Origin of the sequence: Pelomonas aquatica (assembly GCF_026712205.1) — a bacterium.
Classification (GTDB): Bacteria; Pseudomonadota; Gammaproteobacteria; order Burkholderiales; family Burkholderiaceae_C; genus Pelomonas; species Pelomonas aquatica.
The window spans coordinates 46,137-57,296 of sequence record NZ_JAPPUW010000029.1 but is presented as its reverse complement, the minus strand read 5'-3'; the positions used below and the strand labels follow the sequence as shown (position 1 = coordinate 57,296).

The 11,160-nt window shown below is 69.3% G+C and carries 11 protein-coding genes; 2 read left to right on the top strand and 9 right to left on the bottom strand.

Translation table 11 applies throughout. The features are described 5' to 3' along the window. Window positions 1–113: 113 nt before the first annotated feature. Together NYP07_RS21935 and NYP07_RS21930 are read right to left on the bottom strand one after the other, a co-directional pair. Entirely contained in the window at window positions 114–1,034 is a 921-nt protein-coding gene (locus NYP07_RS21935; RefSeq protein WP_268153972.1) for a carbohydrate ABC transporter permease, read from the bottom strand. A 170-nt stretch (window positions 1,035–1,204) separates the two neighbouring features. Beyond that, window positions 1,205–1,396 carry a hypothetical protein gene (locus NYP07_RS21930; protein ID WP_268153970.1) on the bottom strand — a complete coding sequence of 64 codons (192 nt, stop codon included), beginning with the start codon at window positions 1,394–1,396 and terminating at the stop codon, window positions 1,205–1,207. 82 nt (window positions 1,397–1,478) lie between these two features. Here NYP07_RS21930 and NYP07_RS21925 point away from each other — a divergent pair, with 82 nt between their 5' ends. Both NYP07_RS21925 and NYP07_RS21920 read left to right on the top strand, forming a co-directional pair. Further along, window positions 1,479–4,007, top strand: coding sequence for a TonB-dependent siderophore receptor (locus NYP07_RS21925; protein ID WP_268153968.1), 2,529 nt, complete (start codon window positions 1,479–1,481; stop codon window positions 4,005–4,007). Window positions 4,008–4,158: 151 nt separating this feature from the next. After that, entirely contained in the window at window positions 4,159–5,679 is a 1,521-nt protein-coding gene (locus NYP07_RS21920) for a tryptophan halogenase family protein (RefSeq protein WP_268153966.1), read from the top strand. A 79-nt stretch (window positions 5,680–5,758) separates the two neighbouring features. On the opposite strand, the gene NYP07_RS21915 is transcribed toward NYP07_RS21920, so the two are convergent. The 7 genes from NYP07_RS21915 to NYP07_RS21885 all read right to left on the bottom strand — a co-directional run bounded on the left by NYP07_RS21915 (window position 5,759) and on the right by NYP07_RS21885 (window position 11,128). Beyond that, the gene (locus tag NYP07_RS21915) at window positions 5,759–7,438 is read right to left on the bottom strand and encodes an MFS transporter (RefSeq protein WP_268153964.1); all 1,680 of its coding nucleotides are present in this window, start codon (window positions 7,436–7,438) and stop codon (window positions 5,759–5,761) included. Window positions 7,439–7,652: 214 nt separating this feature from the next. Then, the gene (locus NYP07_RS21910) at window positions 7,653–8,312 is read right to left on the bottom strand and encodes a 2-hydroxychromene-2-carboxylate isomerase (RefSeq protein WP_268153962.1); all 660 of its coding nucleotides are present in this window, start codon (window positions 8,310–8,312) and stop codon (window positions 7,653–7,655) included. Further along, complete coding sequence (locus NYP07_RS21905; protein WP_268153960.1) at window positions 8,309–8,536, bottom strand: DUF1289 domain-containing protein; 228 nt, start codon at window positions 8,534–8,536, stop codon at window positions 8,309–8,311. Before NYP07_RS21905 ends, NYP07_RS21910 begins: the two co-directional genes overlap by 4 nt. After that, entirely contained in the window at window positions 8,533–9,036 is a 504-nt protein-coding gene (locus tag NYP07_RS21900; protein WP_268153958.1) for a YbaK/EbsC family protein, read from the bottom strand. The genes NYP07_RS21905 and NYP07_RS21900 overlap by 4 nt, the downstream gene beginning before the upstream one ends. 35 nt (window positions 9,037–9,071) lie before the next feature. Beyond that, window positions 9,072–9,476 carry a hypothetical protein gene (locus NYP07_RS21895; protein ID WP_268153956.1) on the bottom strand — a complete coding sequence of 135 codons (405 nt, stop codon included), beginning with the start codon at window positions 9,474–9,476 and terminating at the stop codon, window positions 9,072–9,074. Window positions 9,477–9,492: 16 nt separating this feature from the next. Continuing rightward, window positions 9,493–9,885: a DUF3224 domain-containing protein gene (locus NYP07_RS21890; protein WP_268153954.1), complete on the bottom strand. Its 393-nt coding sequence runs from the start codon at window positions 9,883–9,885 to the stop codon at window positions 9,493–9,495. After that, window positions 9,866–11,128, bottom strand: coding sequence for a cyanophycinase (locus NYP07_RS21885; RefSeq protein ID WP_268153951.1), 1,263 nt, complete (start codon window positions 11,126–11,128; stop codon window positions 9,866–9,868). The genes NYP07_RS21890 and NYP07_RS21885 overlap by 20 nt, the downstream gene beginning before the upstream one ends. Window positions 11,129–11,160: the final 32 nt, after the last annotated feature.

The following is an 11,160-nucleotide window of genomic DNA, read 5'->3' as shown; positions in this document are numbered from 1 at the left end:
GCCTGGTTGCGCGTGCTCTGGCGCGCCTGGACCGATCGCAAGACTTACGACGCCAGCCTTCATCTGTCCGCCCTCAAAGCCACTTCTTCTGGCGGGGGTTGACACTGGATGTCTCATGCCAGGTCGCTTTCGTTGGCGCGCATGATGCGCATCTGCAGCACGGTGTACGCGAGCATGACCAGGCACAGCATCATCGACATCGCCGACGCATAGCCCATCTTGTAGAAGCTGAACGCGTTCTGCACGATGTAGTAGACGATGACCTGCGTCGAGTCCAGCGGGCCGCCCTTGGTCGTCACGGCGATGGTGTCGAAGATCTGGAAGGAGCCGGTCACGCTCGTCACCAGCACGAAGACCATGACCGGCCGCAGCAGCGGCAGCGTGATGCGGCGGAACATCTGCCACTCCGACGCGCCCTCCAGCCCGGCCGCCTCGTAGAGCGAGCGCGGGATGTTCTGCAGCCCGGCCAGGAAGAGCAGCGCCACCAGGCCCATGTGGCGCCAGATGTTGACGGCCGCCACGGTCAGCAGCGCCTGGTCCACGCCGCCGAAGAAGGGCTGGCGGTCGATGTCCAGCGTCGCCAGCATCTCGTTGGCCCAGCCCAGCAGCGGATCGAGCATCCACAGCCAGATCATGGCCACCAGCACGTTGGACAGCAGATAGGGCAGCAGCACGAGGGCCTTGACCCACAGCGAGCGCGCCAGGCGGTCCATCGCGACGGCCAGGAAGAGGCCGAACACGATCTGCAGCGGGATGTTGAGCAGCACATAGCAGGCGCTGAGCTTCATGCCCTGCCAGAAGCCGCCGTCGCGCAGCAGCTGCGCATAGTTGTCCAGGCCGACGAAGCGCGGCTCGCTCAGCAGGTTCCAGTCGGTGAAGCTGATGGCCAGGGCCCGGCCGGTCGGCCACGCATGGAACAGCAGGAAGCCGACGAAGGCCGGCCCCACCAGCGCCCAGGCGGTCAGCGTCTGCGCCCGGCGGCTGGGGCCGAGGGCGGAGGCGAACGAGGCGAGGAGGCGGTGCAGGGTATCCATGACGGCGGCGAATGCACCCATTCTGGGCGTAATGCAATCGTTTGTATTCAGGGATATCCCGAAAGGCTGAAACGAGGCTGGCGCGCACCTCGGCGTGGCAGCCGGCGCTCGGCCCTGGCGCATCGGACGGGTCGCCAAAGCCTGTCGAACCCGGCAGGCGCGCCGGATCATCAGCGCAAAACATCCGACGAAGCCCTTTGAACATTGGCGAAACCGCCGATCAACGCCAGCAGACAGCCACCGCAGACCCGCACGGCACCGGAGCCGCGCCGCAACCCAGTCCGGCGCATGCCGCCGTCGGCGCGCACCAACATCGCTGGTTTTCCCCAGCATTGCAATCGATTGCTTTTAAAGACAAGCACCACTATGCTTCGCCCAACAGTTACAGAAGGTCGTAGCTGCGGCCGGCACTGCCAGGCAAACCATTCCAACGAAGGAGACAACGTGAAGCCCCAATCCTCTCGACGCCCCACCCTGACCCCGCTGGCCCAGCTGCTGGCCACGTCCCTGGCGGCGCTGGCGCTGCCGGCCCTGGCGCAGACCGCCGAGGCGCCCGACGCGGCCAAGTCCGATGTCGCGAGCCTGGACCGCGTGGTCACGACGGCCACGTCCAGCGTGAAGTCCAAGATGCGCAGCTCGGTCACCGTGACCGACATCGACCAGGATCAGATCAAGGACTTCGGCCCGCGCACCGAGGCCGAGGTGCTGCTGCTGATCCCCGGCATCCGCACCGACGCCACGGCCGGCGCCGGCGGCAACGCCAACATCTCGGTGCGCGGCCTGCCCATCGCCTCCGGCGGCTCCAAGTACGTGCAGCTGCAGGAAGACGGCCTGCCGGGCGTGCAGTTCGGCGACATGAACTTCTCGAACAACGACTACTGGATCCGCTTCGACAACAACATCGACAGCATCCAGACGCTGCGCGGCGGCTCATCGTCGGTGTTCGCATCGCAGGCCCCGGGCGCGGTCATCAACTACATCAGCAAGACCGGCAAGGAAAGGGGCGGCTCGCTGGCCCTGTCGCGCGGCCTGAACTACAACGAGACCCGCGTCGACGCCGACTACGGCGACCGCCTGGACAAGGGCCTGTACTACCACATCGGCGGCTACTACCGCGAGGGCGAGGGCTCCCACCGCTCGACGTCGAACGCGCTGCAGGGCTACCAGCTCAAGGGCAACATCACCAAGGAGTTCAACGACGGCAAGGGCTATGTCCGTGCCTACTTCAAGGTGCTGGACGAGCACGCGCCGGCCAACCCGCAGACCTTCATCAACGCCACGCAGAGCGGCAACAGCATCGGCGGATTCGCCAAGGTGCCGGGCTACGACGCGACGCGCGAGTCCGGCGTGTCCATCTACAACGCCAGCGTGCCCGGCATCGACCCGGTCACCCGCCAGCTGACCAACACCTCGCTGACGGACGGCATCACCGTCAACTCCAAGTCGGTCGGCCTGGAGTTCCACAACGCGCTGGACAACGGCTTCACCATCGACGACAAGTTCCGCAGGTCGCAGAACTCGGGCGCCTTCCAGACCCAGTTCCTGAACGTGATGACGCTGGCCAACATGCTGTCGGGCTTAGGCGCGGGCACGACGGCCAGGTTCTACAACGGCCCCAACGCCGGCCAGGCCGTCACGGCCGCCAACCTCCAGCTCGGCCTGGTGTCGCAGGGCGCGGCCATCAACACGCAGACGCCCGACATGGGCAATCTGGTCAACGACCTGTCGGTCAACAAGCAGTTCAAGCTCGACCTGGGCACGCTCGACCTCAAGGGCGGCATCTTCCACTCGCGCCAGAACGTCGTGCAGCGCTGGGCCATCAGCGAGCGCCTCGTCGAGGTGGGCAAGAACGGCGCCGTCATCGACGCCTTTGACAGCACCGGCGCGGCGCTGACCACCGCCGGCCTGACCGGCTACAACAACCAGTGGGGCGGCTGCTGCGCCCGCGACATCGACGCCCACTTCACGACCAACGCCCCCTATCTGTCGCTGAACCTGCAGCGCGGCAACCTCGACGTCGACGCCGGCGTGCGCCGCGAGAGCTTCTCGTCGGACGCGAGCTATGCCGCCGGCACCTCGCGCGCCTTCGACGTGAACGGCGACGGCCAGATCACCGGCGCCGAGAAGAACGTCTACCTGATCGACGCGACGACGCCGCGCGGGCTGTCGAGCTACAAGGTGTCCTACACCAACTACTCCGCCGGCGTGAACTACCGCCTGACGCCCGACCTGAGCGTCTTCGCGCGCACCAGCAAGGGCAACCGGGCGATCGCCGACCGCCTGCTGTTCAGCGCCAACATCGATGCCAAGACCGGCCTGCTCGCCAACCGCGATGCGGCGCTGGCCCCGGTCAGGCAGAACGAGATCGGCGCACGCTACCGCGGCCACGCCGACCGCCTGAGCTACGGCCTGTCGGCCACGCTGTTCCACTCCACGACCCAGGAGTTCGACTACGACCAGACCCGCCAGGACAACCCGGCGCTGCCCAACTACCAGGGCCCGAAGCTCAACGTCGTCGGCTACAAGGCCGACGGCCTGGAGCTGGAGACGGCGGGCGCGATCGGCGACTTCGCGCTGAACGTCAACCTCGTCTACTCCGACGAGAAGATCACGACCAACCTGGGCGCCCCGGCCTTCATCGGCAAGACCGAGGCCGGCCTGCCCAAGCTGCGCTACACGATCTCGCCGCGCTACACGGTCGGCCCCGCCACCTTCGGCGCAACCATCCGCGGCCAGGACTCCGTCTGGGCCGACGGCGGCAACACCATCAGGATCGGCGGCCACTACGTCGTCAGCGCCTTCGTCAACTACGACTTCGGCAAGGGCCTGACCGGCGCGCTGAACGTGAACAACCTGTTCGACAAGGTCTACCCCGCCGGCGGCGGCGGCTTCGTGCCGGGCTCGATGACGGTGTTCGGCGCCGGCGTCGAGAACGGCCGCACGATCAACGCGTCGCTGCGCTACGCGTTCTGAGCCTGAACGGCATGGGTCGGACCCAGAGTCCGAGCCGTGCCGGAACGGCAACCCCGCTCCGGCTGGCTGCGCCTCGTGCGCCGCCGGCCGGATTGGCTTGCGGGACACTGCGGCGGCCGGCCCACAGCGAGCCGCCATGGGGAAGATCGACATGCAAGACAACTCCGCGCCGCGCGCCTTGCGCCGCATCGTCATCGTCGGCGGCGGCTCGGCCGGCTGGATGGCAGCGGCCTCGCTGTCCACCGCCCTCGCCTCGCGCCGCTGCGCGATCACGCTGGTCGAGTCCGACGAGATCGGCACGGTCGGCGTCGGCGAGGCCACCATCCCGCCCATCCGCACCTTCAACCAGTCCCTGGGCCTGGACGAGGCCGAGTTCATGCGCCGCACCCAGGGCAGCTTCAAGCTCGGCATCCAGTTCGTGAACTGGGGCCGCCAGGGCCAGCGCTATTTCCACCCCTTCGGCCCGCACGGCGTGGCCTTCGACTACGCGCCCCTGCACCAGCACTGGCTGAAAAGCTGGCATGAAGGCGGCGACGCGTCGATCGACGAACACGCCATGGCCTGGGCCGCCGCCCGGCTGAACCGCTTCGCGCCGCCCGTGGCCGAGCCGCGCGACGTGCGCTCCACCTACGACTACGCCTACCACTTCGACGCCGGCCTCTACGCCCGCTTCCTGCGCGAGCTGGCCGAATCGCGCGGCGTGCAGCGCACCGAGGGCCGCATCGCCGCCGTGCAGCTGCACCCCGACAACGGCCATGTGGAGCGCGTGACATTGGCCGACGGCGGCGAGATCGACGGCGACCTCTTCATCGACTGCTCGGGCTTTCGCGGCCTGCTCATCGAGGAGGCCCTGCACACCGGCTACGAGGACTGGAGCCACTGGCTGCCCTGCGACCGCGCGCTGGCCGTGCCGTGCGAGCGCGGTCCCGACTTCACGCCCTACACCCGCTCCACCGCCCATGCGGCCGGCTGGCAATGGCGCATCCCGCTGCAGCACCGCACCGGCAACGGCCATGTCTACTGCAGCCGCTTCATCTCCGACGACGAAGCCGCCGCGACGCTGCTGGCCCATCTCGACGCCGCCCCCCAGTCGGCGCCGCGTCCGCTGCGCTTCACGGCCGGACGGCGCCGCCAGTTCTGGAACCGCAATGTCGTCGCCCTGGGTCTGGCCAGCGGCTTCATGGAGCCGCTGGAGTCGACCAGCCTGCACCTCGTGCAGTCCGGCATCTCGCGGCTGCTGGCCCTCTTCCCCGATCGCGACTTCGATCCGCTGACCATCGCCGAATACAACCGCATCGGCATCCAGGAATGGGAGCGCATCCGCGACTTCCTGATCCTGCACTACAAGCTGACCGAACGCGACGACAGCGAGCTGTGGCGCTACTGCGCGGCCATGCCGGTCCCGGACGCACTGCAATGGAAGATCGATCACTTCCGGCGCTATGGCCGGCTGGTGTCCGAGGGCAACGACCTGTTCGGCAACCAGAGCTGGCTGGCGGTCCACATCGGCCAGTTCAACTGGCCCGAGCGACACGACCCGCTGGTGGACCTTCGCGGCGTCGATGGCGCCTCGATGCTGCGCCAACAGCGCGAGGCGATGGCGCAGGCGGCGCAGCAGATGCCGACGCACGAGGGCTTCGTGGCGCGGCATTGCCGGGCAGACGCCGCGTGAAATGGAAGAAGCCGGCGTAGGCCGGCTTCCTGTTCCTGCGTCATGCCACGCCGCTTGCGGGCGGCGTGGGACTCGGTTTTTAGTCCTTCGCGTAGATATCCACGTCCTTGGTCTCGCGCACGAAGATCATGCCGACGATGAAGCTCATCGCAGCGATGACGATGGGGTACCAGAGGCCGTGGTAGATGTTGCCGTTCTGCGCCACCATCGCGAAGGTGATGGAGGGCAGCAGGCCGCCGAACCAGCCGTTGCCGATGTGGTAGGGCAGGCTCATCGACGTGTAGCGGATGCGGGTCGGGAACATCTCGACCAGCATGGCCGCGATCGGGCCGTAGACCATGGTCACGTAGATCACCAGCACGAACAGCACGCCGATGACCATGACCACGTTGACCTTGGCCGGGTCGGCCTTGGCGGGGTAGCCGGCGGCCTTCATCGCGTCGCCCAGGTCCTTCTTGAAGGCGGCGATGGCCTTGGTGCTGGCTTCGTCGAACTTGTGCTCGGTCAGCTTGGTGGCCGTCGGCACCTGGATCTCCTTGTCGCCGACGCGCACGACGGTCGGCGCGCCCGGGGCGCCCTCGACGGTCTCGGAGCTGGCGGACGAGACGGCCAGCGCACGCTTGGCGATGTCGCAGGCGCTCGTGAAGTCCACCTCGCGTGCCAGCGGGCTGCCCTGGAAGGAGCAGGAGGCCATGTTGGTGGTCAGCGTGACCTTGGAGGTCTCCTGGGCGCGGGCGAGGTCGGGGTTGGCCGCCTGGGTCAGCGCCTTGAACAGCGGGAAGTAGGTCACCACCGCGAGCAGCAGGCCGGCCATGATGATGGGCTTGCGGCCGATCCTGTCGGACAGCGTGCCGAACACGACGAAGAAGGGCGTGCCCAGCATCAGCGAGATGGCGATCCAGATGTTGGCGCTGGAGGCGTCGACCTTGAGCACCGAGGTCAGGAAGAACAGCGCGTAGAACTGGCCCGAGTACCAGACCACGCCCTGGCCGGCGACCAGGCCGAACAGCGCCAGCAGCACGATCTTCAGGTTCTTCCACTGGCCGAAGGACTCGGACAGCGGCGCCTTGGAGGTCTTGCCCTCGGCCTTCATCTTCTGGAAGGCGGGCGACTCGTTCATGCTCAGCCGGATCCACACCGAGATGCCGAGCAGCATGATGGACACGATGAAGGGCACGCGCCAGCCCCACTCGCCGAATTCCTTCTCGCCCAGCGCCGTGCGGGTGCCGAGGATGACCATCAGCGACAGGAACAGGCCCAGCGTCGCGGTGGTCTGGATCCACGAGGTGTAGGCACCGCGCTTGCCGTGCGGCGCATGCTCGGCCACATAGGTGGCGGCGCCGCCGTACTCGCCGCCGAGGGCCAGGCCCTGCAGCAGCCGCAGGCCGATCAGGATCACCGGCGCCGCGGCACCGATGGTCGCGTAGCTGGGCAGCACGCCGACGATGAAGGTCGACAGGCCCATGATCAGGATGGTCACCAGGAAGGTGTACTTGCGGCCGATCATGTCGCCGAGCCGGCCGAACACCAGCGCGCCGAAGGGGCGCACGATGAAGCCGGCGGCGAAGGCCAGCAGCGACGCGATGAAGGCCGCCTGGGGGTCGAGGCCCGCGAAGAACTGCTTCGCGATGATGGGGGCCAGCGAGCCGTAGAGGTAGAAGTCGTACCACTCGAACACCGTGCCCAGCGACGACGCGAAGATCACCTTCTTCTCGCCGGCGGTCATCGGCGTCGCGGCGGAAGCTGCTGCAGTTGCCATGATGAAAAGTCTCCGTCTGATGTCGAACCGCCCGCGGGATGGGGTGGCTCTTGCAGCGAGACTATTCACACGGCCTCTGACCCCGTTCTGACGCGAGTCTGAATCGACGCTGACAAACTCCGCAGGAACCCGGAGCCAGCATTTCTCAATGCGGGAACCTCTGGGGCCAGCGGGTAAATCCCGAGACGGTTTGCATCAACGCGAACAGCCCGCGTCAGTGCTTTCTCGTGATGCCCGGCCGCGGCTGCGCGGCCGCCTCCCAGATGCCGCTACGGAACCACGGATCGCCATCGAGCGCCGCGCGCAGCATGGGCAGCGCGTCCTGGCCCCAGAACAGCCGGCCATCGAGCTCGATGGTGGGCACGCCGAACACGCCCACGGCCAGCGCCGCCTCGGTTTCGCTGCGCAGGCGCTGCTTGACGGCCTCGCCGGCCGGGTCCTGCGCGGGGGCCAGGCGCCGCGTCAGCTCGGCCAGGCGGGCCGGCTCGTTGGCGTCGGCGCCGGCACCGCGCCAGACATGGTGGAACAGCTGCTCGACGACCCAGCGCCCCGGCGTGTCGCCCGGCTGGCCCTGCGGCGCCGCGCAGGCCCAGGCCAGGCGCAGCAGCGGCAGCGGGTTGAAGGGATGCTGGGCCGGCGGGTCCAGCACGACGCCCTGCACATGGGCCAGCCAGGCGACCTGGCGGAAGGTCCAGCGCCGCTTGGCCTCGATCTCGGCCGGCCCCTTCTGCCCGAGCGCCTGCAGCAGGGCCGCGAACAGGATGGGCCGGTAGACGACCTCGACGCTGTGGCCGGCGAGGGCTTCCGGCAGCGCCTCGAAGCCCAGGGCCGCATAGGGCGAGATCGGGTCGAAATAGAAGGTCAGCTGCTTCATCGGTCCTGTTCCTGGAAATACGGCCACGGCCCGAGCCACAGGCCCTGCCGGTGCAGATCGACGCGGCGCTCGGGCAGCTGCTCAAGCACATGCCGCTGCACGGCCTCCGGCGCCCCGCCCCAGCCGGCGATCTCGTTGAGGCTGCGCGCGCAGCCGCGGCACCAGCCGCTGGCCGCGTCCATCTGGCAGACGTTGACGCAGGGTGAGGCAGGCCGTGCCTTCATTCCTGAACCACGTCGATCACCGGCGCCCCGGTCAGCTTCTCCAGCTGGCCCGGCGTCAGCTTGAACACGCCGTTCGGGTGGCCCGCCGCGGCCCAGATGATGTCGAAGCGGAACAGCTCGCGGTCGATGTAGAGCTCGGGCGGCGCGGCACCGTCGCTGGGCGCAAAGCCGGCGGGCGACACGCCGCCGATGGAAAAGCCGGTGCGGGCCTTCACGAACTCGGCATCGGCGCGGCCCAGCGGGCCGGTGTGGGGCTTGAGCTTGGCCTCGTCGACGCGCCTGTCGCCCGAGGTGATGACGAGAACCGCGGAGTCGTCGGCCTTGCGGCGGAAGACGACGGACTTGGCGATCTGGCCCAGCGTGACGCCGAGGGCGTCGGCGGCCTCCTGGGCGGTGCGGGCGGCCATGTCCAGCCACAGCGGCGGGTGGGGATGCTCGGAGGCCGCGAGCGCGGCACTGACGCGTTGGAAGCCTTCGGGGCGGGAGTCGGTTTCAGCCATGGCCGCGATTGTGTCGCGGCGCAGGCCGCGCCGCCTCAGTCGCGATCCTGGCCCTTGTGCTTGCCATGCCCTTTGCCGCGGCCATGGCCCTGGTCGTCATCGTCGTCGCGACGGCGTTCGCTGCGCTCGCCGTAGCGCTCCTGATACCAGTCCTCGCGGACGAAGTAGACCGGCACGCCGCAGGCGTTGTACTCCGCGCAGTGCTTGTCCCAGTGCTTCTGGTGGCCGGGCGGCACGCGCATATAGACCGGCTCGACGCGCACGGGCCGGCGCTGCACCCAGACGGGTTCGGCGACGACGACGGGCGGCGGCGCGGTGTTGCCGATGTCGATGCGGCCATAGAAGCCGGGCTGGCCGACCTGGATGGACACGCCGACGTCGGCGGCCTGGGCGGCGCCCGCCAGCAGCGCGATGGCAGCGGCCGAATAGATCTTCTTCATGGGGTCTCCTTCGGGGTCAGGCCCCTGGCAGGCTGAAATCGAAATCGTAGAAGTGCTGGTGGCCCTCGACGCGGATGCGCATGCGGCCCGACAGGCCCACGAGCGCGCCGGTGCCGGAGTCCGGCACGACGCTGATGTCCAGCGACGGCTGGCCGCGCGCCATCAGCCCGTGGTGGACGAGGGCGAAGCTGCCCTCGCGGCCCTGCAGCGTGCCCCTCACCGACTCCAGCGCCACATAGGCCGCCGAGCCGGCGACGCTGCCGTGCGTGGCCAGCATCTGGCCGGCACCGCGCGCCTCCAGCGCGCCGTGGTAGCGCTTGTCCAGCACCATGCGGCCTATGGCCGCGCTGCCGTCCTCGGCGGCCTGGGCCGCCATGCCCACGCTGAATTCACCGCTGACCATTGCCATCGCCGTTCTCCCCGGGGCCGCCGCGGCCCGCGAGCACCGATTCGACCACGCGCCGGGGCAAGGCGGCCAGGGGCGTGAACAAAGGGTTGGCGACGCGCACGGGAATCACGTCCAGGCGCGCGCCGAGCACCGTCCAGTCATCGCCGCCCAGCGTCGTGCTGCGCCAGCCGCGCAGCCCCGCGTCACGGTGCAGGCGGAACTCGAAGCCGAGTTCGGGTGCCGGGTCGCCGGGCCGCGGGTTGGCGCGGTAGGCCAGACCGCGCACCTCGGGCGCGGGGCCGTCGAGCAGCTGCGTCATCGCGTCGAGCAGGCCGCCGCCGCCGAGGATGTCGAGGAAGTAGCGCTCGGACTTCAGCCCCGGCGCGAAGCCGGCCGCAGCCGGGTCGATGCAGGGCTCGCGCAGCTTGCGCGGCGCCGCCGTCGTCAGGCCGCTGCCGAGGTCGTGGCAGTCGCCGGCGGCGAGGTAGGACAGCCGCGCGCCGCGCAGGTTGAAGGCCGGCAGGCCGGGCTCGCTGGCGGCCTCGCCGAGGTCCACCAGCACGGCGCCGCTGCCGCCGACGACCTCCAGCCGCCCGCCCTGGATGACGACGGCGGCGTTCTCGTCCACGCCCAGGCCGAGGCGGTAGCCCAGCGCCCGCATGGCCGGCAGCATGCGGCCGATGCGGCCGCGGCGGATGAAATGCTGGTCGATGAACAGGTCCGGGCCGAGGAAGTCGAGGCCGCGGTCGTACTCCTGGCCGGCGCGCCACAGGCCCTTCAGCACGAGCAGGTTGTCCATCGCGTCACGGAACATCATGCGGCTCAGCACGGCCGCGCCGGCGCTGGTGCCGGCAATGACGCCGCCGGCCGCGAAGACCGCGCGGACCGCGTCCAGCATGGCCGTGGCCCGCCCGCCGGGCTGCAGCGTGTCGACGATGTATTCCTGTGCGCCGCCGGAGAAGAACACGGCGCGGCTGGCGGCGACGCGGGCGATCAGCGCCGGGTCGTTCAGCCGCGCCTGCAGGTCGACGCCCTGCAGATGGGGTGCGACCGGCACGACCTCGGCGCGGGCGCCGCAGCGCTCCAGCGCCGCGACGATCTGCGCGGCGACGCGTTCGGGTTCGTAGGCCGCCGTCGGGAAGACGGCGATGGGCGCACCCGCGCCGCCGGCTTCGTCGACGAGGCGCTGCCAGACGGCGTCGCTGTCGGGCTTGAGGGCACCGCCGATGGCGATGACGGTGCCGGCCGGGGCGTTGGAGGTCAAGATCGGCTCAGGAGCCCGGCCAGCCGGCCGGG

Excerpts from the sequence above, each read along its gene's own strand:
- NYP07_RS21935 (WP_268153972.1), bottom strand. The coding sequence starts at position 1,034 with ATGGATACCCTGCACCGCCTCCTCGCCTCGTTCGCCTCCGCCCTCGGC.
- NYP07_RS21920 (WP_268153966.1), top strand. The coding sequence starts at position 4,159 with ATGCAAGACAACTCCGCGCCGCGCGCCTTGCGCCGCATCGTCATCGTC.
- NYP07_RS21915 (WP_268153964.1), bottom strand. The coding sequence starts at position 7,438 with ATGGCAACTGCAGCAGCTTCCGCCGCGACGCCGATGACCGCCGGCGAG.
- NYP07_RS21910 (WP_268153962.1), bottom strand. The coding sequence starts at position 8,312 with ATGAAGCAGCTGACCTTCTATTTCGACCCGATCTCGCCCTATGCGGCC.
- NYP07_RS21905 (WP_268153960.1), bottom strand. The coding sequence starts at position 8,536 with ATGAAGGCACGGCCTGCCTCACCCTGCGTCAACGTCTGCCAGATGGAC.
- NYP07_RS21900 (WP_268153958.1), bottom strand. The coding sequence starts at position 9,036 with ATGGCTGAAACCGACTCCCGCCCCGAAGGCTTCCAACGCGTCAGTGCC.
- NYP07_RS21895 (WP_268153956.1), bottom strand. The coding sequence starts at position 9,476 with ATGAAGAAGATCTATTCGGCCGCTGCCATCGCGCTGCTGGCGGGCGCC.
- NYP07_RS21890 (WP_268153954.1), bottom strand. The coding sequence starts at position 9,885 with ATGGCAATGGTCAGCGGTGAATTCAGCGTGGGCATGGCGGCCCAGGCC.